This window comes from Cetobacterium sp. (assembly GCF_051653945.1).
Classification (GTDB): Bacteria; Fusobacteriota; Fusobacteriia; order Fusobacteriales; family Fusobacteriaceae; genus Cetobacterium_A.
Window position 1 is genome coordinate 1 of record NZ_JBOFXD010000073.1, and the last position, 24,114, is coordinate 24,114.

23 protein-coding genes and 1 pseudogene are annotated in these 24,114 nt (G+C 29.0%); all 24 read left to right on the forward strand.

Annotated features, from left to right (window positions below; all coding sequences use genetic code 11):
• Nucleotides 1-130: pseudogene (gene tuf, locus ACRC8M_RS07925) on the forward strand (elongation factor Tu); the annotation flags it as partial.
• A gap of 106 nt (nt 131-236) precedes the next feature.
• Nucleotides 237-845 carry a hypothetical protein gene (locus tag ACRC8M_RS07930; RefSeq protein WP_438528640.1) on the forward strand — a complete coding sequence of 203 codons (609 nt, stop codon included), beginning with the start codon at nt 237-239 and terminating at the stop codon, nt 843-845.
• A 96-nt stretch (nt 846-941) separates the two neighbouring features.
• Nucleotides 942-1,769 (forward strand): transketolase, encoded by an 828-nt coding sequence (locus tag ACRC8M_RS07935; protein WP_438528641.1) that lies wholly within the window; start codon nt 942-944, stop codon nt 1,767-1,769.
• 17 nt (nt 1,770-1,786) lie between these two features.
• Nucleotides 1,787-2,713: a transketolase family protein gene (locus ACRC8M_RS07940; RefSeq protein WP_438528685.1), complete on the forward strand. Its 927-nt coding sequence runs from the start codon at nt 1,787-1,789 to the stop codon at nt 2,711-2,713.
• Nucleotides 2,714-2,772: 59 nt separating this feature from the next.
• Entirely contained in the window at nt 2,773-3,570 is a 798-nt protein-coding gene (locus ACRC8M_RS07945; protein ID WP_438528642.1) for a cell division protein FtsX, read from the forward strand.
• A 2-nt stretch (nt 3,571-3,572) separates the two neighbouring features.
• The gene (locus ACRC8M_RS07950; protein ID WP_438528643.1) at nt 3,573-4,661 is read left to right on the forward strand and encodes a murein hydrolase activator EnvC family protein; all 1,089 of its coding nucleotides are present in this window, start codon (nt 3,573-3,575) and stop codon (nt 4,659-4,661) included.
• A 10-nt stretch (nt 4,662-4,671) separates the two neighbouring features.
• A complete protein-coding gene (locus tag ACRC8M_RS07955) occupies nt 4,672-5,469 on the forward strand; it encodes an NAD(+)/NADH kinase (protein ID WP_438528644.1) in 798 nt (265 codons plus the stop codon).
• A complete protein-coding gene (gene recN, locus ACRC8M_RS07960) occupies nt 5,463-7,124 on the forward strand; it encodes a DNA repair protein RecN (RefSeq protein WP_438528645.1) in 1,662 nt (553 codons plus the stop codon). The genes ACRC8M_RS07955 and recN overlap by 7 nt, the downstream gene beginning before the upstream one ends.
• Complete coding sequence (locus ACRC8M_RS07965; protein ID WP_438528646.1) at nt 7,124-7,915, forward strand: tyrosine-type recombinase/integrase; 792 nt, start codon at nt 7,124-7,126, stop codon at nt 7,913-7,915. The genes recN and ACRC8M_RS07965 overlap by 1 nt, the downstream gene beginning before the upstream one ends.
• A 2-nt stretch (nt 7,916-7,917) precedes the next feature.
• Nucleotides 7,918-8,811: a GTPase Era gene (gene era, locus ACRC8M_RS07970; RefSeq protein WP_438528647.1), complete on the forward strand. Its 894-nt coding sequence runs from the start codon at nt 7,918-7,920 to the stop codon at nt 8,809-8,811.
• Between the two features lie 126 nt (nt 8,812-8,937).
• Nucleotides 8,938-9,537 (forward strand): thymidine kinase, encoded by a 600-nt coding sequence (locus ACRC8M_RS07975; RefSeq protein ID WP_438528648.1) that lies wholly within the window; start codon nt 8,938-8,940, stop codon nt 9,535-9,537.
• Complete coding sequence (locus tag ACRC8M_RS07980; protein WP_438528649.1) at nt 9,537-10,388, forward strand: KH domain-containing protein; 852 nt, start codon at nt 9,537-9,539, stop codon at nt 10,386-10,388. Before ACRC8M_RS07975 ends, ACRC8M_RS07980 begins: the two co-directional genes overlap by 1 nt.
• Nucleotides 10,389-10,808, forward strand: coding sequence for an HD domain-containing protein (locus ACRC8M_RS07985; RefSeq protein WP_438528650.1), 420 nt, complete (start codon nt 10,389-10,391; stop codon nt 10,806-10,808).
• 10 nt (nt 10,809-10,818) lie between these two features.
• Nucleotides 10,819-12,591 carry a TIGR03960 family B12-binding radical SAM protein gene (locus ACRC8M_RS07990; protein ID WP_438528651.1) on the forward strand — a complete coding sequence of 591 codons (1,773 nt, stop codon included), beginning with the start codon at nt 10,819-10,821 and terminating at the stop codon, nt 12,589-12,591.
• Between the two features lie 14 nt (nt 12,592-12,605).
• On the forward strand, nt 12,606-13,274 hold the full coding sequence (locus ACRC8M_RS07995; RefSeq protein ID WP_438528652.1) for a uracil-DNA glycosylase: 669 nt from the start codon (nt 12,606-12,608) through the stop codon (nt 13,272-13,274).
• 69 nt (nt 13,275-13,343) lie between these two features.
• Nucleotides 13,344-13,736 (forward strand): hypothetical protein, encoded by a 393-nt coding sequence (locus ACRC8M_RS08000; protein WP_438528653.1) that lies wholly within the window; start codon nt 13,344-13,346, stop codon nt 13,734-13,736.
• A gap of 108 nt (nt 13,737-13,844) precedes the next feature.
• Entirely contained in the window at nt 13,845-15,245 is a 1,401-nt protein-coding gene (locus tag ACRC8M_RS08005) for a UDP-N-acetylmuramoyl-L-alanyl-D-glutamate--2,6-diaminopimelate ligase (protein WP_438528654.1), read from the forward strand.
• A gap of 6 nt (nt 15,246-15,251) precedes the next feature.
• Entirely contained in the window at nt 15,252-16,088 is an 837-nt protein-coding gene (gene kdsA, locus ACRC8M_RS08010; protein WP_438528686.1) for a 3-deoxy-8-phosphooctulonate synthase, read from the forward strand.
• 1 nt (nt 16,089) lies between these two features.
• Nucleotides 16,090-17,046, forward strand: a complete 957-nt coding sequence (locus ACRC8M_RS08015) for a KpsF/GutQ family sugar-phosphate isomerase (RefSeq protein ID WP_438528655.1) — start codon at nt 16,090-16,092, stop codon at nt 17,044-17,046.
• Between the two features lie 66 nt (nt 17,047-17,112).
• A complete protein-coding gene (locus ACRC8M_RS08020; protein ID WP_023051210.1) occupies nt 17,113-17,319 on the forward strand; it encodes a DUF1858 domain-containing protein in 207 nt (68 codons plus the stop codon).
• A 112-nt stretch (nt 17,320-17,431) separates the two neighbouring features.
• On the forward strand, nt 17,432-20,164 hold the full coding sequence (locus ACRC8M_RS08025; RefSeq protein ID WP_438528656.1) for an SNF2-related protein: 2,733 nt from the start codon (nt 17,432-17,434) through the stop codon (nt 20,162-20,164).
• Nucleotides 20,165-20,172: 8 nt separating this feature from the next.
• Nucleotides 20,173-21,933, forward strand: coding sequence for a hypothetical protein (locus tag ACRC8M_RS08030; protein WP_438528657.1), 1,761 nt, complete (start codon nt 20,173-20,175; stop codon nt 21,931-21,933).
• Between the two features lie 111 nt (nt 21,934-22,044).
• Nucleotides 22,045-22,698, forward strand: a complete 654-nt coding sequence (locus ACRC8M_RS08035) for an N-glycosylase/DNA lyase (protein WP_438528658.1) — start codon at nt 22,045-22,047, stop codon at nt 22,696-22,698.
• Nucleotides 22,699-22,794: 96 nt separating this feature from the next.
• Nucleotides 22,795-24,105 carry a tRNA (N6-isopentenyl adenosine(37)-C2)-methylthiotransferase MiaB gene (gene miaB / locus ACRC8M_RS08040; protein ID WP_438528659.1) on the forward strand — a complete coding sequence of 437 codons (1,311 nt, stop codon included), beginning with the start codon at nt 22,795-22,797 and terminating at the stop codon, nt 24,103-24,105.
• Nucleotides 24,106-24,114 lie beyond the last annotated feature (9 nt).

Genomic DNA, 24,114 nt, shown 5'->3' on the forward strand with positions numbered 1-24,114 from the left:
GCCAGGAGACAACATTGAGATGACGGTAGAGTTAATCCACCCGATTGCAATGGAGCCAGGATTAAGATTCGCGATCAGAGAGGGAGGAAGAACAGTAGCTTCTGGAGTTGTTGCAGAAATTACTAAGTAATCTTACTTATTAAAATATTGAGAGTTAAGTTTTAAACTTAACTCTCTTTTTTATTTTTTCATTTAAAGAAATATGATATAATATGAAAAAATAGAAAGGATATTGCATGGTAATAGATTTTACAAAAGTTATAGAAGTTTTTGAATCTATGAGTTTCATAGGATTAATATTGATTTGGATGTCTTTTTTAATAGGATTAAAATTTCCCGATTGGGATTTTAAATTAAAGATAAAACACAGAAATATTTTAACTCATAGTCCAATAATGCTCTGGATAATGATATATTTTTATAATGCTCAAAAGGATGTTGAAGTTTTTAGATTTTCAATAATGGGTTTTGCATTAGCATTGGGATTGCATATGATTTTTGACTTTTTTCCTAAGGGATGGTCAAGAGGAGCTTTAATATATTTTCCATATTGTAGAATATGTCTAGGTGTAAAAGGAAGTAAAGGGTTTATTTTTTTAACAGGGATATATTGTATCTTTTTATCGATAAAATATTCTCAAACTTACATAGAAGTTATGATTTTGGCTTTATTAGGAGTGTACACAATTGTAAAAAATATAAAAAAAGAAGAAAAGTTTTTCAGACCATTTACCTTTTTTGCGGGAGTTTGTGTATTTTTAAGTGCAGTAAAATATGATGAAATAAGTAATTCAATCAGTTTTATTGTACACTTAATATTTGAAAAAGTTAAAATCCTATTTTAGTACATGGAAATTTGTAGAAATCCTGGACCTTAACTTGACAAAAGAAGTTAATTTTTAATATAATTTAACTAAATAAAAGGATTGAGAGGAGAAAAAATGAGAGACATTAACTTTTTAGTAGAACAAGCTACTAAAATTAGAAAAGACATTGTTCAAATGATTTGTAAATCAAAATCAGGTCATCCAGGAGGGTCACTATCAGCTGCAGATATAGTAACAGCACTATATTTTTCAGAAATGAATATTGATCCTAAAAACCCAAAAATGGAGGGAAGAGACAGATTTGTTTTATCAAAAGGACATGCAGCTCCAGTACTTTACTCTGCTTTAGCTGAAAGAGGATACTTTGATAGAGAACTTTTAGGAACGTTAAGAGCTTATGGATCACCTTTACAAGGACATCCAGATATGAAAAAACTTCCAGGTATAGAGATATCTACAGGTTCTTTAGGACAAGGATTGTCTGTAGCAAATGGAATGGCATTATCAGCTAGAATCTCAGGAGAAAACTATAGAACTTATGTTTTAATGGGAGACGGAGAATTACAAGAGGGGCAAGTATGGGAAGCGGCAATGTCAGCAGCACACTTCAAGCTTGATTCAATATGTGCTTTCGTTGACTCAAACAATCTTCAAATAGATGGAAATGTAGATGAAATTATGGGTGTAGAGCCTCTAGATAAAAAATGGGAAGCTTTTGGATGGAATGTAATTAAAATAGATGGGCATAACTTCCAAGAGATATTTGATGCTTTAGATAAAGCGAGAGAAACAAAAGGGCAACCTACAGTTATTATTGCTAAAACTGTAAAAGGAAAAGGAGTTTCATTTATGGAAAATGTTTGTGGATTCCATGGAGTAGCACCAACTTGTGAAGAGACAGAAAGAGCAATAGCAGAGCTAGAGAAAGTATCAGAGATATAATAAATTTGGAGGATGAAATAATGAAAAAATCTACAAGACAGGCTTACGGAGAAGCATTGGTAGAGCTTGGAAGACAAAATAATAATATAGTTGTTTTAGATGCAGACTTAACAAAATCAACAAAAACAAATCTATTTCAAGAGGCATTTCCTGAAAGACATATAAATGTTGGAATAGCTGAAGCAGATTTAATTGGAACAGCAGCAGGACTTGCTACATGTGGAAAAATACCATTTGCTTCTACATTTGCGATGTTTGCAGCAGGAAGAGCATTTGAGCAAATAAGAAATACAGTAGCTTATCCAAAATTAAATGTAAAAATAGCTCCAACACATGCGGGAATTTCAGTAGGAGAGGATGGGGGATCACACCAATCAGTTGAAGATATCTCTTTAATGAGAAGTATTCCTGGAATGGTTGTATTATCGCCAGCAGATGCTACAGAAACTAAAAAAATGATATTTGCAGCAGCAGAGTACAATGGACCAGTATATATAAGAATGGGAAGATTAGATGTACCAGTATTATTTGATGATTCATATGACTTCCAAATAGGGATAGCAAATACAATAAAAGAAGGAACTGATGTTACAATATTAGCAACGGGACTTATGACAGCAAGAGCTTTAGAAGCAGCAGAAAAGTTACAAGCTGAAGGAGTTTCAGTAAGAGTAATAAATGTTGGAACAATAAAGCCTTTAGATGGAGAGACAGTTTTAAAAGCAGCTCAAGAAACAAAATTTATTGTAACAGCTGAAGAGCATTCTGTAATAGGAGGACTTGGATCAGCAGTATCAGAGTTCTTATCAGAGACACATCCAACATTAGTTAAAAAAGTTGGAATTTACGATGTATTTGGTCAAAGTGGAAAAGCTGAAGAGTTATTAGAGAAGTATGAATTAACAGCAACAAAATTAATATCAGTAATAAAAGAAAACTTATAGAAAATATACAGTATAGAGGCGAGTTAAACTGGCCTCTATATTTTAATTAGGGAGAAGAGATGGAAAGAAGAAAAGGGGCAAGAACATTTATAGCATTGACATTGAGTTTTATTATATTTAATATATTTATTTCATTATCTTCTAATAGCTACTTTATTGGGAAAATATTAAAGAGTGATTATTTTTTTACTATCGAGTTACAAAATGATAACTCAAAAGAAAAACTACAAGAGTTTGAAAAATTTCTTTTAGAAAATGAAAATGTTAAAGGAACGAGATTTTTATCAAAAGAGGAAGCTTTTAGAAATTTACAAAAAGAATTAGAGATAGTTATACCTAAAAGTGAAAATCCATTACCAAATTCAATAATTGTATATTTTAAAGATGAAAAAAAACTTCATGCCATTCAAGAGTTATTAGATGTAAATCCTATGGTAAGAGAGATATATATAGATAGTCAATTTTTACAAAATACTCAAAGAAAAATTAGTGCAGCAAATATGTCACTATTTATTTGCTTGTTGTTATCGCTAGGAATGTATTATCCAATAACAACTATTTTAAGAGGGGTTATAATCAGAGATTATATGATTTTTGCAATAAAAGCTCCTCAAAATAGAAGGAATTTTTCTGTAGCTAGGAATAAAAATTTAATACCATTTTTTGGAAGTGCTTTAGTTGGAGGCATGATATTTTTTAATATGTATGTTATTCTTAGAGACAAGTATCAACAGATTTTATTGACATTAATACTTCAAAGTTTTAAACAAATTATAGTAATTGAAATTGTAGCAACACTAGCACTTCTGTTTTTAGCTTGGAAATCAACAGGTAAGCTAAAAAAAGATGAGGTTTAATTATGAAAGGAATAATAATTTTTTTTATTTATTCAACTTTTATATTTGGAGATAGTGTAGATAATCTGAAAAATAAAATGAAAAAAATAGAGAGTGAAATAAAGCAAAAAAGCAGTAGAATTGAAAATATAGACTCTGAAAAAATAAGTATTGCAAAACAGATTGAAAATATAAATTCAGAGATTAAAGATATAGAAAAAGAAGCAGAAAAACTTCAAGAAGAGGTAAAAATAGTTAATAGAAATATTGAATATGGTGGATTAAATTTAAATGTAAGTAGTAAAGCATTAGATAGAAAGAAATCAGAATATAAAGCTAAAATGATAGAGGTAACTAGAAAATCTAGTTTAGAAAGCAGTACTAAGGATAGAAGTATTGCAAAACGAAGTTTTTCAAGACTTTTATATGGAGATCTAGAAAGTATGGAACATATAAAAAATGTTCAAACTTCAATAGAACAAGTAAAAAAGAATATTGAGAATGATCGACAAAAGTTAACAGTACTTAAAAGAAAATTAGATTCTAATAGAAGGTCTATCGAAGTAAAAAAACAGGAAAAAAATAGATTGATAACTAGATTGAACCAAGAAAAAACAACTCATGTAAAAACAATAAGTAAGTTAGAGGTTCAAAAGAAAAATATAGAAAAAGAGATTGAAAGAATTATAAAGGCAAGAAGTGTAACAGCTAAAAATGTAAAATTAGACACTGCAGTGCTTAAACTTGGAAAATTTCAAAGGCCTATTTCAGGAACTATTGTTGTAAAATTTAGAGAGAAGAAAAATGGTGAAGTTGTTAGTAACGGTATTGAAATAGCTGGAAAAATGGGAGCTAGGGTTAAGGCCACAACGAGTGGAAAAGTAATTTATGCCGATAAATTTCAAGGACTTAATAATGTGGTTATGATAGATTATGGATATAATACAATTGGTGTATATGGTAACTTGATTGCTGTAGGAGTAAAACTAAATCAACAAGTCCAAAGAGGCCAAGATATTGGAGTTTTAGGTTTGAATACTGATAGTAAAGCAAATCTTTACTACGAGGTAAGATTTAATTTAAAACCAATAAATCCAGAAAATCTATTTTAAGGGAGGAATAATGAAAGGAACTATAATTTACAATGAGGATAAAAAAGAAGCAGTAAAGCTATATCATCAATTAACAGAGTTTTTTTTAAAAAGTGATATAGAGATAGTTCCTGAAACTCATGTATTAGAAGCAAAATTTGCTGTTGTTATAGGAGGAGATGGAACTCTACTTAGAGCTTCTAAAAGGTTAATAAAAAATAAAAATATAGATATCTTTGCAATTAATGCAGGGTCTTTAGGTTTTTTGACAGAAATAAAAATAGAGGAGTTTGAACCTACTTTTATTAACTATTTAAAAGGAATAGTAAGAAAAGAGAGTAGACAGCTCTTGGAGATAGTTATAAAAGGAGAAAAAATAGATGTGTTAAATGAGATTGTTATTTCTAAAAAAATGGCTAGTTCAAAAATTTTAAATATATCTATGAATACAGAAAATACTAAAATATGTGATTATAAAGCAGATGGAATAATAGTTGCAACACCAACAGGCTCCACAGCGTACTCTCTTTCAGCTGGAGGGCCAATAGTTATGCCACAAATAAAGGCAATAGTAGTAACTCCTTTAGCTCCTCACAATTTGGCAACAAGGCCTATAATAATAAGTGGTGATGAAAGGTTAATATTAACTTTAAAACCTGGGCAAAAAGGTTGTATAATAGTAGATGGTGAAATAGAAAGAGAGATAGAAGATGAAGAGGAGATATTAGTATATTATTCTCAAGAGAAAATAAATCTTATTTTACCAGAAAATAGAGATTACTATGGGATTTTGAGAGATAAGTTAAAGTGGGGAGATAATCTATGTTAAAAGAGTTGAAAATTGAAAATTTAGCTATAATAGAGAAAGTAGATTTAGAGTTTAAAAGTGGGTTAATTGTTTTAACTGGAGAAACTGGAGCAGGAAAATCAATAATTTTAAGTGGAATAAATCTTTTAATAGGAGAAAAAGCCAGTGCTGATATGGTAAGGGATGGAGAGGAATACCTTTTAGCACAAGGTGTATTTGCAGTTAATGAGGAGCAAGAAGCTGAATTAAAAGAGTTAGGTATAGAAGCTGAAGATAATGAAGTTATTGTAAGAAGGCATATAGATAAGAATGGAAAAGGAAAAGCTTTTGTAAATAATATAAGAGTACCAATGTCTAGTTTAAAAGAGATAATGGGAACTTTAGTTGATATTGTAGGACAACATTCCCATCAAATGCTTTTAAATAAAAGTAATCATCTAAGACTTTTAGATAGATTTTTAGGCGATGATGGAATTAGTATAAAAAAACAATTAGAAGTAATCTATAATGAATATTCAAGTTTAGAGAGAAGAATTCAAGATGTGGAAAAAAATAAGAGAGAAACTCTTGAGAAAAAGGAATTTTATGAGTTTCAACTTCAAGAAATTGACAAGGTAAATTTGAAGGATGGAGAGGATGAAAAGCTTGAAGAGGAGTATAAAAAACTTTTTCATGCGGGAAAAATAAAGGAAAAGCTATCATTAACAGAAAATATATTAAAAGATGGAGAAAAAAATGCTTTAAATATAATTTATAATAGTAGAAAAAATTTAGAGACAATCTCAAAGTATGGAAAAGAATTTCAAGAGAATCTAGAAAGACTAGAAAGAGTTTATTATGATTTACAAGACTGTGTGGACTCCATTAGAGATTTAAATGATGATATAGAAGCAGATGATATGAGGTTAGAAAAAGTTATCTCAAGGCTTGATGCAATAAATCGTTTAAAATCAAAATATGGAGATGATATTGGTACGATACTCCAATATAGAGAAAAAATTGATGAAAAACTTCAATTATTAGATGAAAATAGTTTTCAAGTAAAAAAATTAGAAAAAGATAGAGATGAAGCTAAAACAAAATACTATACTTTAGCTAAAAAGTTAAGTGATATAAGAAAATTAAAGGCTAAAATTATAGAGGAAAATCTCCAAGATGAACTAAAAGGATTAAATATGGGAGATGCTAATTTTAAAATTGAGTTTGAAGAATCTTCGTCGATGACTTTAAGTGGAATAGATCAAGTGGAGTTTATGATATCAACAAATGTTGGTCAAGGATTAAAACCTCTATGGAAAGTTGCTTCAGGTGGAGAGGTTAGTAGAATAATGTTAGCTATAAAAGTTATTTTTTCTAAAGTAGATAACATTCCAATATTAATTTTTGATGAGATTGATACAGGTGTTGGTGGAGAAACTGTTAGAAAGATAGCCAATAAACTTCAAGAGATAGGAGAAACAACACAAGTTATGAGTATAACTCACTCACCTGCTATAGCTGCAAAGGCAACTCAACAATTTTATATAGAAAAAAAACTTTTAGATAATAAAACTATAACACAGGTAAAAGAGTTAGATGAAGATGAAAGAGTCAAAGAGATTGCTAGAATGTTAGCAGGAAAAAATATATCTGAAGCAGTAATAGAGCATGCTAAAGAATTATTAGGTGATGCGTAATGGAACTATTAGAAAATTTTATTAAATATAAAGCAGATTCAAAAAGTTTAAAAAAAGAGACTCTTGATTTATATCATGGTGATATAAAAGATTTTGAAAGTTTTATAGAGAAAGATTTTTTGGATGTAAAAAAAGAGGATGTTTTAAAGTATGTAGAGTTTTTAAAACATAACTATCAACCGAATTCTATCATAAGAAAAGTAAGTACAATTAAAACATTTTATAAATATCTTTTAGAAAAAAGATTTATTAATGATAATCCTTCAGAAGGAATAATAATTGAAAAAGCTCCAGAAAAAGAGTTAGAAACTTTAGAACTTTGGGAGATTAACAATATTTTAGATGTCTGTGGAAAAGATTATAAAGGTATAAGAGATAAATTACTTATAAAGCTTTTAGTAGAAACTAATTTATCGATTAATGATATTCTTAAAATAAAGGTATCAGATTTAGAATTAGTTTCATATAAAATTATATACAATGATGAAAAGGGAGAAAAGATAGGAATATCTGATGAACTTTCAAAAGAACTTGAAAACTATATAAAAGATATTCGAACACACTTAGCTGGTGGCAGTAGTAATCTTGTATTTTATGGATTTAGTAGACAATCATTTAGAGCTAGATTTATCTCATTGGGAAAGAAATGTGGTATTGAGAGAGAGATAACTCCAAATATGTTGAGAAATACTTTGAAAACTATGGTAAAATATAATGATGAAACTAACGAAGAACAATTTTTTTTAGACTTAAAAGAGAAGTATTTTAAAATAGGAATAGGAGATGATTAAGAGTGAAAGCTGGATTTATAGCAGTTGTAGGTAGACCAAACGTAGGAAAATCTACATTAATAAATAAACTTGTAAATGAAAAAGTTGCTATTGTTTCTGATAAAGCAGGAACAACAAGAGATACAATAAAAGGTATTTTAAATTTTAATGGAAATCAATATATATTTGTGGATACTCCAGGAATACATAAACCGAAACATTTGTTAGGTGAACATATGACAAACAGTGCTTTAAGAGTATTGAGGGATGTTGATGTTATAGCTATGGTTATTGATGCTTCTCAAGAGATCAGTACTGGTGATTTATTTGTATGGGAAAAGGTAAAGGATGCGAAAAAAACACCAAGAATACTTATAGTTAATAAAATAGATAAAATAAATGATGAAGAATTGATGAGAAAAAGAGAAGAGATAGCAGAAAAGCTTGGAGATTTTGATGCTATTGTAGAAATAGCGGGTCAATATGCTATTGGTGTTCCTAAGTTATTGGAAGCACTAGATCCATTCTTAGAAGATGGAATAAAATACTATCCAGATGATATGTATACAGATATGCCTACGTATAGAATAATAACAGAGGTTGTTAGAGAAAAAATATTGGAAAGAACAAGGGACGAAATTCCTCATTCTGTAGCTATTGAAATTATAAATGTAACTAGAAGAGATAATGGAAAAGATAAATTCGATATTAATATTTATGTGGAGAGAGATTCTCAAAAAGGTATTATAATTGGAAAACAAGGAAAGATGCTAAAAGAGATTGGAACTGAAGCTAGAAAAGAGATTGAAAATCTTTTAGGTATTCAAATATATTTAGAGCTTTGGGTAAAAGTGAAAGATGATTGGAGAAAGAAGAAGCCATTCTTAAAAGAATTAGGATATGTAGACGAAAAATAGAGAAATTAAAAGTAGCTGTAGTGGCTACTTTTTCTTTTGAAAAGATTTATAGATTTGTTTTGATGTATTAATTATGTTATAATAGAAAACAGATAAAAAATAGTTGATGATGGAGGAAAGGATACAATGCATTTATTATTAACAGAAGGAATGGGTTGGATAGAAGTTGTAACTGGAAGTATGTTTTCAGGAAAAAGTGAAGAGTTAATTAGAAGAATGAGAAGATCAAAATACGCAAATCAGAAGATTTTAGTTTTTAAACATTCAAGTGATGATAGATATGATGATACAAAAGTAGCTTCTCATAGCCAGGCTTTCATTGAAGCAGTACCAGCTTCAACAGTGAAAGAGATGAGAGATATAATAGAAGCTGAATATAAAGATGTGAGGGTTATAGGAATAGACGAAGTTCAATTTTTTGGAGAGGATGTAGCTGAATTTTGTGAAGAGCTGGCAGATCAAGGGAAGAGAGTTGTTGTAGCTGGATTGGATCAAGATTTCAGAGGAGAACCATTTAAACCAATGGATAGATTAATGGCAAAAGCTGAATATGTAGATAAATTTAATGCTATTTGTGCTTGTTGTGGGAATCCAGCATCAAGAACTCAAAGATTAGTTGATGGAGAGCCAGCATACGAGGATGACCCTATTGTATTAGTTGGAGCTAGTGAAAGCTATGAGGCAAGATGTAGAAGATGCCATATTGTTAGAAAAAGAGGAGAGTAATGAATTTTAGAGGTATTGAAAAAACTGATAAATGGGGATACATATTTACAGTTTTTTATAATGGAGAAAAATTTCATTCTTTTGATGAAATGGCGGAAAAAATAACTGTAAAAGGTGAATTTAGAAGAGTAATGAATGAACTAGGATTTACTTGGGCAAAGGGAATTCAACAGGGTGGAAGGACAGATGCTAAAGTTTCTGCTGAAAGAAATCTTTTATATGTAAGTAGTAATTTTAATGGTGACTTAAGTGAGATAATATTTAAATTTAACGAAAAGATGAAGGAATCTATTTTTATAAGAAAAGTACAGAAAACTTTTCCAAATTTGTCTTTTCCAGAATATGTAGAAAAGAGAGAATACTTATATAGATATCCTAAAAAAAGAGTTAAAAGATCAATAGAGGATATAGAAAAAACTCTTTTAGAGATAAGTGGGACTTATGATGTAAGTAAATTTACAGATAAGAAGGGATTAGAATTAAAAGAACATGAAAGAACAGTTCAAGTTACTTTTCAAAAAGGAGTATTGAAATTTATAGGGAATTCATTTATGCCTAAACAAGTTAGAAATATGGCAGGATATATTTTAACTGGAGAGGTTGAAACTTTTCCTGGAAAATTTTTAACTTTAGAAAATGTGTATTTAAAAGAAGAGTTAACGGATAAAATGATACTGTCATGTGATAATCTTAAAATATCTGGAGTTGAAAAAATAGAGAAAACAGTTGATGATGAGATTACAATATTATATGTAAAAAAGGAAAAAAAAGGAGAAGTAATAGGAAGAAATGCTTCAAATATAAAGTCCTTAAGAAAAGAACTTGGAAATATAGTAATAAGGGAGATTTAAATGCTTTCTAGACTAAAGCAAGTATATAGATATATATTTTTAAAATTTAATAAAAAAAATGAAGAGGAAGTAAAAAAGATTCTTTCTATAGAAGAGTTTGAGATTTTTACTAAGATGCGAGAGTATGATAAGTTACATTCATTTTTAGTTTATAAAAAATGTAGTGAGAATAAAATTTTAAAAAATAATAAAAATTATTTAAAATTAGCATTATTACATGACTGTGGAAAAGGTAATACAGGTCTTTTAAAAAGAGTAAAAAAAGTTTTAATCGGAGATGAAAAATTAGAAAAACACTCTGAAAATGCCTTTGAAATATTAAAAGATATCAATATAGATGTAGCGAGATTATGTAGAGATCATCATAGAGATGATGGGGAAAATGAAATGAAAATTTTCCAAAAAATTGATGATGAATAAAAGGAGAGATATGAGAGTAGATATAGGTAAATATTTAATGTCAGTAGAAAAACCAGCTCAGTATTTAGGAAATGAAATAAATAGTTTTCATAAAGATTTAGATTCAGTGAAGGCTAGAATGTGTCTATTTTTTCCAGATATTTACGAAGTGGGGATGTCTAATTTAGGAATAAAATTACTTTATGCAATTATGAATAAAGTTGATAATTTCTATTTAGAAAGAGGATTTGCTCCTATGGAAGATATGGAAACTTTAATGAGACAAAATAATATTCCAATGTTTTCTTTAGAGACAAAAACAGAGTTAAAAGATTTTGATGTTATTGGATTCTCATTATCATATGAGATGTGTTATCCAAATGTTTTAAATGCTTTAGATTTATCTGGTATTCCTTTGCATGCAGATGAAAGAGGAGAGGAGTATCCTCTTATAATGGCTGGTGGAACTTGTATGATGAATCCAACTCCAATGGAGAAATTTTTAGATTTCTTTGTAATTGGTGATGGAGAGGAAACTATGACAAAATTAGCTCAAACATTAGTTGCTCTTGCAGGAAAAACAAAGGCTGAAAAACTTGAAGCTATAAAAGATTTTGAGGGAGTTTATATTCCTAAATTACATAAAGGGATAAAAAGAATAAAAAGAGCTATAGTTCAAGATATAGATAATACACCATCATATTCTGAGCAATTAGTGCCATATATCCAAATAGTTCATGATAGAGCTTCTGTGGAGATTCAAAGAGGTTGTACTAGAGGATGTAGATTCTGTCAAGCTGGATATGTTTATAGACCTGTAAGAGAAAGAAGTCTTGAGAAAAATATGGAATTAATAGAGGATATGCTTTTCAATACAGGTTATTCTGAAATATCATTATCCTCTTTAAGTAGTAGTGATTATACAGGAATAAGTTCTTTAATAGATGGGTTACAAAAGAAATATGAGAATAAAAATTTAGCAATTTCATTGCCATCTCTTAGAATGAATACACATTCAGTGGACGTAGCTGTTAATATCAGTGGTGGAAAAAGAACTGGGTTCACATTTGCTCCAGAAGCTGGAAGCCAGAAGATGAGAGATGTTATCAATAAAGGGGTAACAGAGGAAGAGATTATAGAGACAGCGGAAGCAGCAGTAAAAGCTGGTTGGGATAATTTAAAGTTTTATTTTATGATAGGGCTACCGTTTGAAACAGATGAAGATGTTATGGCAATATATGAGCTAGTAAAAAGAGTAACATATAGATGTAGAACAATTAGAAGAAGAGTTAATATAACAGCAAGTGTTTCAAATTTTGTACCGAAACCTCATACACCTTATCAGTGGCATGAGCAGATGAGTGTTGAAGAAACAGAAAGAAAGCAAGGGATGTTAAGAGATGCTTTTAGAGGGATGAAGGGAGCAACTTTAAGAATGCATCCACCTAAAAAATCTTATTTAGAAGGTTTCCTTTCAAGAGGAGATGAAAGAACAGCTGATTTAATAGAAACAGCCTTCAAAATTGGTGCAAAACTAGACGACTATAAAGATAATTTTTCTATTTGGAAAGAAGCAATGGAGGAGTTAAATATATCTGAAAAAGATTATTTAGGTGCAAGAGATTTAGATGCTATTCTTCCGTGGGATCTTGTAGATACAGGAGTTAGTAAAGAGTTTTACATAAGAGAATTAGAAAAAAGTGAAAAACAAGCTTTAACAGTTGATTGTAGAGAGCAGTGCTCAGCTTGTGGAATGAAAAAAGATATTAAAGAGTGTGGATCATTAACTTTAGATAAAAAGTAATTGGGAGATTTGTTATGTTAAAAATAGGAAATGATTGGGATGAAATATTAAAAGATGAGGTTAAAAAAGAATATTTTGTAAAAATGAAAGAATTTTTAAAACATGAATACTCAGAAAAAATAGTATACCCAGCAAAAAAAGAGATATTTACAGCCTTTCAATTAACTCCTTATAAAAATATAAAGATAGTGATACTAGGACAAGACCCATATCACGGACCAGGACAAGCTCATGGATTAGCATTTTCAGTAAAAAGAGGAGTTTCATTACCTCCATCTTTAAGAAATATATATAAAGAGATAATCAGTGAAGAGGAGGGGGAAATATTCAATAGTGGGTGCTTAGAAGATTGGGCAAAACAAGGAATATTTCTTTTAAATGCCAGTTTAACTGTAAGAGAGGGTGAAGCTAACTCTCATAGTAAAATAGGTTGGGCTACATTTACAGATGAAGTTATAAGAAAAATTAATGAAAAAAAAGAGCAAGTAATATTTGTTCTTTGGGGTAATAATGCTAAAGATAAAAAGAAATATATTACAAATCCCAACCATATAATTCTTGAAGGTGTTCATCCAAGTCCATTGTCAGCAAGCAGAGGATTTTTTGGATGTGGTCATTTTAAAACTATAAATAGTATATTAAAAGAAAAAGGTAACAAAGCTATAACATGGGATATAATTTGATAATCAAAATTAATTGACAAAATATATTTAAATAGTTTAAAATATATTAAAATGGGTTGAGGAGGGAATATGAAAAAACTTTTAATGTTATTAACAATAATCGGTGCAGTAGCTTATGGAGCGGAACATAGAAATGGAACTTATAGAGGGGTGTTTATTTCTGGACAAGAAACTCAAGTTGAGATTCAATTTGATTTAAAAGATGATAAAATTGAAAATCCAAAGTTTAGAACACTTTTTTATAAAGAGCAAAATTATTTAAAGAATAAAGATTTAACAAAAAATAAAGATCAATATGAAGCTCTATTAAAAGCTATAACAGGAAAAAATGTTAACGAAGGAATGGAAACATTATATGCTCCAGGAGATATCGAAAACGCTGGAGCTTCAGTAAGAGCAACAAAAGTAAGAGCAGCAATAAAGGATGCTTTAAATTCAGGAGTTTATACTCCAGCTAAATAGTAAATATGAAAACAGAGGATTTTTTCCTCTGTTTTTTACTTTAAGTATATATTGTTTTTTTTTGAAAAGTGTTATAATAAGTTGAATAATATATAGCGAGGGATGAATATGGAAAGATTATTTAAAGGAGTAGATTATAAAATATTAAAATCTACAGAAAAAGATATATATAATGGAAACTTAGAGTATGACTCAAGAAAGATAAAACAAGGAGATATATTTATTGCATTAAAAGGAGCTTTAGTAGATGGACATAAATTTATTGATAAAGCTATTGAAAATGGAGCAGCAGCAATAATTATATCAGAAAAATTAACAGAGCAAAAAGAGGGAATAGGATATTTTTTAGTTGAAAATCTAAGAGGAAAATTAGGGAAAATTGCATCTAATTTTTATAAAAATCCAGAAAAAGAATTAAAAATAATTGGTGTAACAGGAACAAATGGGAAAACAACAACAACCTATTTAATAGAGCAAATTTTAGGAGAGAGTAAGGTTGCTAGAATAGGAACTGTGGAGTATAAAATTGGAGACGAGATAATAGAAGCACCAAACACAACTCCAGAATCTTTAGATATCATAAAAATGTGTAAAAAATCAGTGGATAAAGGATTAGAATATCTAGTGATGGAAGTTAGTTCTCATGGATTGACAAGTGGAAGAGTAGATATGCTAGATTTTGATGTAGCTGTTTTTACCAATTTAACACCAGAACACTTAGACTACCATAAAGATATGGAAGATTATTTTAATGCAAAAAAAATACTTTTTGAAAAATTAAAAGATTCAAAAAATGGTGTAATCAATATAGATGACGAGTATGGTAGAAGAATATATAGTGAATTTGGAGGAATGACATACTCTTTAAAAGAAAAAGCTGATTTGGATTTTGAGTTAATAAAAGAGATAAATCCATCATTACTAGGAAAGTTTAATATGTATAATTTATTAGCAGCAATTGGAGTTGGAAAAATATTAAACATAAATCTAGATACAATAAAAGAAAGAGCTAGAGAGATAAAGGGAGCTCCAGGTAGATTTGAACCAGTTTTAGCAGGTCAAGAGTTCAAAGTAGTTGTAGATTATGCTCATACAGGAGATGCACTAGAAAATATTTTACAAGGAGTTACTGATTTAAAAACTAGTGGTAAAATAATAACTGTATTTGGTTGTGGTGGAGATAGAGATAGAATAAAAAGACCTGTAATGGCAGAGGTTAGTGAGAGATATAGTGATTTAGTAATTGTAACTTCAGATAATCCAAGAACGGAAGATCCTAATAAAATAATAGAAGATATAATAAAAGGATTTAAAGATAAAAATTATATAGTGGAAATTGATAGAAAAGAAGCAATAAAAAAAGCAGTTTTAAAAGCTGAAAAAGATGATATAATACTGATAGCAGGTAAAGGGCATGAAACTTATCAAATTTTAGGAACAACAAAGATATATTTTGACGATAGAGAGATTGCCATAGAAGCGATAAAAGAATTAGAAGAGGTGAAATAATTGAAGATAGTTCAAGAGGTAAAAAAAGTTAAAATAGCGAATAAATTTGAAATTGGTGGAGACAATAGATTTACTTTAATAGCTGGACCATGTGTAATTGAATCAGAAGAGTTAGTTATGGAAGTAGCTGAAAAAGTAAAGGATATTTGTGATAGATTAGGAATTAACTTTGTATTTAAAGCATCTTTTGATAAGGCAAATAGATCTTCTATACATTCATATAGAGGACCAGGAATTGAAAAAGGTTTAGAGATATTAAAAAAAGTAAAAGAGAGATTTAATGTACCAGTAGTGACAGATGTACATGAAGCTTGGCAATGTAAAGAGGTTGCTAAAGTTGTAGATATAATTCAAATACCAGCATTTTTATGTAGACAAACAGATCTGCTTATAGCAGCAGCTGAAACAGGATTACCAGTAAATATTAAAAAAGGACAATTTTTGGCACCGTGGGATATGAAAAATGTAGTTGTAAAAATGGAAGAGATGAATAATCCAAATATAATGCTTTGTGAAAGAGGGTCAACTTTCGGATATAACAATATGGTTGTAGATATGAGAGGATTTGGAGAGATGAGAAAGTTTGGATATCCAGTTGTGTTTGATGTGACTCATGCAGTTCAAAAGCCAGGTGGATTAGGAACTGCAACATCTGGAGATAGAGAGTTTGTATTTCCTTTAATGAGAGCTGGATTAGCGATTGGAATAGATGCAATATTTGCAGAGGTTCATCCAGATCCGACAAATGCTAAATCAGATGGTCCAAATATGTTGTTCTTATCAGATTTAGAGGAGATATTAAAAGTAGCTGTAAAAATAGATGATTTAGTAAAAGGAAGATAGTATGGACGTAAAAAAAATAGCTCAAGATCTATTTGATAAAGAGATTTGTGAATTAGAAAAAGTCAAAAGTAAAATATCAGATTCATTAGAAACTGTTGTAAATTTAATACTAAATTCTAAAGGGAAAGTTGTAATAACAGGTATTGGAAAATCTGGGATTATTGGGAAAAAAATAGCAGCAACACTTGCATCTACAGGAACATTAGCTGTTTTTATGAACTCAGCAGAGGGTCTTCATGGGGATTTAGGAATGATAAATAAAAATGATATAGTAATAGCTATATCTAATAGTGGAAATAGTGACGAAGTTATTTCGATTCTTCCATCAATAAAAAAAATAGGTGCAACATTGATAGCCATGACAGGTAATCCAAATTCAAGACTTGGAAAAGAAGCAGATGCTATACTAGATATAGGTGTTGAAAAAGAGGGGTGTCCATTAAATTTAGCTCCAATGTCTTCAACAACGAGTACCTTAGTTATGGGAGATGCACTAGCAACAGTATTAATAACTGCAAGAAACTTTAAACCTGAAAATTTTGCTGTTTATCATCCAGGAGGAAGCTTAGGAAGAAGACTGCTTATGAAAGTAAGGGATGTAATGCATAAGGATTTACCAATAGCTCAATTGGCTAGTGATATGGATACAGTAATAATGACGATGACTAAAAAAAGATTGGGTGTAGTTTGTATAGTAGAAAATGATGAACTTTTAGGGATTATAACAGAAGGGGACATCAGAAGAGCTTTAAAAATGAGAGATAAATTCTTTACCTTAAAAGCTGAGGATATAATGACTAGAAATTACACTTATGCCACTGAAAATATAATGGCATTGGACGCTTTAGATCTTATGGAAAATAGAGAGAGTCAAATATCAGTATTACCTGTTTTATCAGGTAAACAGGTTGTTGGAGTTGTGAGAATCCATGATCTATTAAATGTTGTTGGAAAATAATTGACAAAAAAAGTAAAGTTTTATATAATAAAAAAGTAATAGAAAGAGAATGTAGGAGGAGTAAAAATGGTAACTAAAGATATGAATATTTTAGAAGCAGTTCAAAAGCATCCAGTAATTTCAATGGTATTTAAAAAGCATGGATTAGGATGTGTAGGATGTATGGTAGCAGCTGGAGAAACTTTAGGAGAGGGAATTGCTGCTCATGGGTTAGATGCAGATGCATTAATCGAAGAGATGAATATCTTAATAAAAGAATCAGAAGCTAAGTAATAATTAAGTAAAAGGACTCTAATTAATGGAGTCCTTTTTTAATTTCTTGCTAACCCTTAGAAAATTTGATATAATATATTTCAGAAAAAATTTATATATGAGGGAAAAGGGTATGGAATCTAATTTAAAAAAAATAAAAGAGTCACTATTTTTTACTTTAACTTGTGACGAAGTAGGAACATATGTTTCTTTAGTAGACAGTAACGGGGATATCGTAGAAAATATAGAAGAATATGAAATTAGTGATGAAAATGACTTGAAAATTATTGATTTAATTCAAGAGATAAAAGAAGATAGCTTTTTCTCTGGATGGGATAACGAAAAAAATGAGCTCTATATAGATGAAAATATAGAAATTTTAGATTATCTAAAAAATAGTAAGAAGGTAGTAACAGGGGATATGAACCCAATCAAATGGGTTTTGAATGGAAATAAAATAGTATTGAAAATTAATTTTGTAGAAGATGAGTTTGATTTATGTGAAGGAAAACTTCTTTTAAATGGTGAGAAAGATTTTAAAATAGTTTCAGATAACTATGTTATAAGTGAGGATACAATCTATTATATAGATATTCCTAAAGATACTATACATATTTTAAAGGAGATGGAGTCTAAGTTTTCAAAACCAGAATTAGAAAAATATTTGACATTAGCATCTTCATTTGGTAGTGGAATAGAAATTGAATGTCTAGATTATGAAATTGTAGAGGATGGAAATTTAAAACCAGTTCAAGAATTAATAATAGAAAAAATATCTCAAGATAATAGTTTATATTTAAAAATAGGGGCATCAATTTCAACAATTGATTATGAATTTTTAAAAGCGCATAATTTAGAGAAAGCTTTAGTTATAAAAGATGATTTAAAAAGAGTTGAAATAATAAAGGTTGAAGTGGCTTATTTAGATGAAACAGTGGAAGAGATTGTTAAAAATATTGTAAAGCATCAAAAGAACTTAAAAATAAAATCTAGTTTTTACGTAGATGGAAATTTTATAATTTTACAAGAAAAGTTAGCAAGAGAGTTTGTTACACAAGAGCTTCTTCAATTAGCGGGTAAATATAAAGTTGTAGGAACAGATAATTTAAAAAAATACAGTGTAAAAGCTGTAAAACCAAAGGTTGTAGGAAACTTTAAACACGGAATAGATTTTTTAGAAGGAGATGTTCATTTAGAAATTGAGGGAGAAAAATTCTCAATAGTGGATGTTTTAAATAGCTTTAAAAAAGATTCATATATTGTTTTAAGTGACGGAACAAATGCACTTATAAACAGAAAATATATGGAAAAGTTGGAAAGAGTATTTAAAGATAATGGAAAATCAAATGTAAAAATTTCATTTTTTGATTTACCAATTATAGATGATTTAATTGAGGATAAAGTATTAGCAAATGAAATTAAAAAAACTAAGAGTTTCTATAGAGGTATCAATCAAATAGAAAACTATAATGCACCAACACCAATTATAAATGCTACCCTAAGAGAGTATCAAGAGTATGGTTATAAGTGGTTAAGATATTTAATGGACAATAGTTTAGGTGGATGCTTAGCAGATGATATGGGTCTTGGAAAAACGTTGCAAGCGATAACATTAATAACAAGTTTACATTTAACTCCTAAAAGAAAAACATTGATAATTATGCCTAAAAGTTTGATATATAACTGGGAGAGCGAAATAAAAAAGTTTAGTCCAGATCTTAAATGTGGAATATACTATGGAAACTTTAGGGATAAGTCTATTTTTAATAGTGTAGAAGTAATAATAACAACTTATGGTACAGTAAGAAATGATATTGAATATTTAAAAGAGATGAAATTTGATTTAATAGTTTTAGATGAATCTCAAAATATAAAAAATGTAAATGCACAAACAACAAAAGCAGTTATGTTATTGGATTCAAAATATAGATTAGCTTTAAGTGGTACTCCTATTGAAAATAATTTGGGAGAACTATATTCTCTATTTAGATTTTTAAATCCATCGATGTTTGGAACTTTAGATGAGTTTAATTATCACTATGCTAATCCAATTCAAAAAGAGAATGACAAAGAAGCGATAGAGGAATTAAAAAAGAAGATATATCCATTTATATTAAGAAGAGTAAAAAAAGAGGTTTTAAAAGATCTTCCTGATAAAATTGAAAAAACGTTGTTTATAGGAATGAATCCAGAGCAGAAAAGATTGTACGAAGAAAGAAGAGCATACTATTATGGGATGATAAATAGTCAAATAAAAACTCAAGGATTAGGGAAAACACAATTTTATATATTGCAAGCTTTAAATGAGCTGAGACAATTGACAAGTTGTCCTGAGATGAAAAATCCTAATGTACTTTCTAGTAAAAGAGAGGTTCTTATAAATAATGTTCAAGATGCGGTAGAAAATGGACATAAAGTTCTTGTATTTACAAACTATATAAAAAGTATTGAAAGTATAACATCAGATTTAAGAAAAAGAGGAATAAAGTATTTAGAAATGACAGGAGCGACTAAAGATAGACAAGGTCTAGTAAACTTATTCCAAAAAGATAAAAAATATAAAGTTTTTGTAATGACATTAAAAACTGGTGGAGTAGGACTTAATTTAACAGCAGCGGATACTATATTTATTTATGATCCTTGGTGGAATAAAACTGTAGAGAACCAAGCTGTAGATAGAGCTTATAGACTAGGACAGGATAGGACAGTATTCTCTTACAAGTTAATATTAAAAGATACAATTGAAGAAAAAATATTAAAATTACAAGAAAGTAAAAGTCAGCTATTAGATAATTTAATTTCTGATGAGGGAGCGACTTTAAAAACTTTAACTGAGAAGGATATAGAGTTTATTCTTGGAGAATAGGAGATGATATGGGAATAAGTAGAGATAGATTTAGAAAAGCTTTAAATGAAAGCTATTCAAAAGAGATTCTTTTTAAAATTTTTAAAAGATATTTTTTAGATTGGATAGCTGACGGATACATCGGAAGTAATTTAGGATTGTTTGAAATTTCTTTAATATCAGAATCTACAAATAAACAGACATTTTTAGAACTGATGGAACAAATGTATTCAAAAGAAGAGGTATTTAAAGGTATTTTTTCTTCATTACCAAAAGAGGTTCAAGAGATATTTGAAAGTATAGCTTGGAAAGGTAAATTTAAAATAAAAGATAGGGATGTTTATTTAAAAGATGAGGAAGGATACAATATAAAATCAGAGTTAAAAGATGAGTTTCTATTTTTTACTAAAAATGGAGATTCAAAAAGAGGAGAGTATTTAACGCTAAACAATGATATTGTAAGAGTTATGAGACAGTTTATGAATAAGCCAAGAGAATATTTTATTCATAAAGTTGGAAACTGTGAGTGTGAGTTTAGAGAAAATAATGAGGAAAAAATCCAAGAAAATTTAAGAAAATATTACTCTTTTTTTAAGGACGGAAAAATGCAACTTTCAAGTAGTGGAAAACTATTGAAAGAATCAAAAAATAACATGAAGAAGTATTGCAATATTCATGAGTATTACGAAGGAATAAAAGATTTAGAGTTTTTAAAAACAGAAACTATGGGATTATTTTTATTTCTTTTTAAGGATGAGTATTTAAATGATGAATTTATAAGATCTAGTAACTTAAAAGCTATTGTAAAAGGGTTTTTAGATGGTAGTATTATAAAAAGTGAGGATAATACATATATAAGCTTATATTTAAATTATTTAAAGGGAATAAAAAATGTAGGTAAATCAAATGATGAAATAAAAAGAGGTTTAGCAACTATAAATAAGATTTTATCTGAGTTTCCAGATGATGGATTTGTATCTATAGATAATATAATAAAGAGTATACTTTATAGAGATGAATTTATAGAAATTATAGATTTAGAATCAGCTTTCGCAACACTATATATTAATGAGGCAAATTATGAAAGAACAAAAATAGTAGGATATGATAAATATTTAGCATATGTTGTTGAACCATTTATAAAATCAGTATTTTTTATTTTAGCATCATTAGGAGTTTTAGAAATTTGTTACGAAAAACCATCATCAGCAAATTCACTATATTTAAAAAATGGATATTTAAGTAAGTATGATGGAATAAAGTATGTTAAATTTACAGAGCTAGGTAGATACATATTTGATAGAGTATTAACATATGATTTTAAAGTTTTAGAGGATGAGGGAAAAATAGTTTTAGATGAAGATAGATTAATTGTTACTGTTATAGGAGAAAGCCCTCTTAGAATGATGACTTTAGAAAAACTAGGGAATAAAATAGCACCAAATAAATTTAAAATATCTGAAGAAACTTTAACAAAAGGTTTAGAAAATTTAAACGAGGTTCATGGTAAGATACAGGAGTTCAAAGAAAAGATAACAAATGATTTACCAATGAATTGGAATAGATTTTTTGGAGATGTTATTGAAAAAACAGAGTTAATAACGCATGTTCCTGATTATAAGGTTTTAAAGTTAAAAAATGATAAAGAGTTGTTATCAGCAATAACAAAAGATAAAAGATTCAAACCATTAATCTTAAAGGGTGAAGATCTTCACATAATGGTAAAAAAGGAAAATTTAGACGAAGTATCAGGTTTATTTAAAGAATATGGATATTTTGTGAACTTATAAAAAATAGGATAAAGCTAAAAATAGCTTTATCCTATTTTTTTAAAAACAGATGTAAAGAGTTGTAAAAATGTGGTAAAATTAAAGTACGAATAATTTTAGGAGGTATGTTTTATGAAAAATGCCTATTTTTATGAAGTACAAAAAATATATGAAAATATAAGAAGTAGAATAGAAGAAAGATTAGAAGATTATAGAAAAACATGGAAAGATGGAGATAACAAAGATATCTTTTGTGAGTTAGCTTTTTGTATTTTAACTCCACAATCTAAAGCTAGAAATGCCTGGAAAGCAATAAGCGAACTGAGAGATAATAATCTTTTATTTACAGGAAGCGAAGAGGAGATGCTTCCATTTTTAAATATTGTTCGTTTTAATAGAACTAAGGCTAAAAATCTTTATATACTTAGAAAGCAGATGACGGATGAGAATGGAAAATTTATAACAAAAGATTTTTTTTCAACATTTAATTCAGCATTTGAAATGAGAGAGTGGATTGTAAAAAATATAAGAGGGATGTCATATAAAGAGGCTAGTCATTTTTTAAGAAATGTTGGTTTTGGTCAAGAGTTAGCAATTTTAGATAGACATATTTTAAAAAATTTAGCAGCTTTAGATGTAATAAAAGAGGTTCCTAAAACAGTGACTCCTAAGTTATATAAAGAGATAGAGGAGAAACTAAAAGAATATTGTAAAGAAATAGATATTCCTATGGAGAATATAGATTTGTTGTTATGGTATTTAGAAGCTAAAGATATATTTAAATAATGTTTAGCTAAAGAATTATTGATAAAAGTTGTACTACTATGGTATAATTTTTAACATGTTTAGGTAGTAATTTGTTAAAAATTTGGAGGAAAAAAATTGAAAAATGCAGTAATAATAACATACGGTTGTCAAATGAATGTCAACGAAAGTGCAAAAATAAAGAGTATCTTACAAAATATGGGATATAATGTAATTGAAGATGTATCAGAAGCAGATGCAGTATTTTTAAATACTTGTACAGTAAGAGAAGGAGCAGCTACTCAAATCTATGGAAAGCTTGGAGAGTTAATGGCTGTTAAAGAGGAGAGAGGAACAATCATAGGAATAACAGGTTGTTTTGCTCAGGAACAAGGAGAAGAGTTAGCTAAAAAATTCCCTGTAATAGATATTGTAATGGGAAATCAAAATATTGGAAAAATTCCAACGGCAATTGAGAAAATAGAATCAGGAGATTTTAAACATGTTATCTATACAGGTGACGAAGATGATTTACCACCAAGATTAGATGCAGAGTTTGATTCTAAAAAAACAGCGTCAATTCCAATAACATATGGATGTAATAATTTCTGTACTTATTGTATAGTTCCTTATGTAAGAGGAAGAGAAAGATCTGTTCCAATGCCTCAAATTTTAGATGAAGTTAAAGTTTTTGTGGAAAAAGGATATAAAGAGATTATGTTACTAGGTCAAAATGTAAACTCATATGGAAATGACTTAGAAACTGGTGAGAATTTTGCAGTATTATTAGAGGAAATTTGTAAAATAGATGGAGATTTTTTAGTTAGATTTGTTTCTCCACATCCAAAAGATTTTGGAGATGATGTAATTGATGTTATAGCTAAAAATGAAAAAGTTGCAAGATGTCTACATTTACCGCTACAGTCAGGGTCATCAAGAATACTTAAGCTAATGAATAGAAAGTATACTAAAGAGCAGTATATAGAGTTAGCTGAAAAAATAAAATCAAGAATTCCAGGAGTATCATTAACAGCGGATATAATAGTAGGATTCCCACATGAAACAGAGGAAGATTTCTTGGATACTTTAGATGTTGTAGACAAAATTGGATTTGAAACTTCATTTATGTTTATGTATTCACCTAGAAAAGGTACAGCTGCAGCAAAAATGGATGGTCAATTAGACCAAGAAGTGAAGAAAGAAAGACTTCAAAGACTAATAGATCTACAAAATAGAAAATCAAAAGAAGCTAGTGATAGTTATAAAGGGAAAGTAGAAAGAGTTTTAGTTGAGGGGCCAAGCAGAAAAAATGAAGAAGTTCTAACAGGAAGAACATCAACTAATAAAGTTGTTTTGTTTGCAGGAGATAAAGAGTTAGAAGGAACATTTGTTAATGTAAAAATAAATGAGTGTAAAACATGGTCGCTATACGGAGAGATAGTAGACTAGTAACCTTGG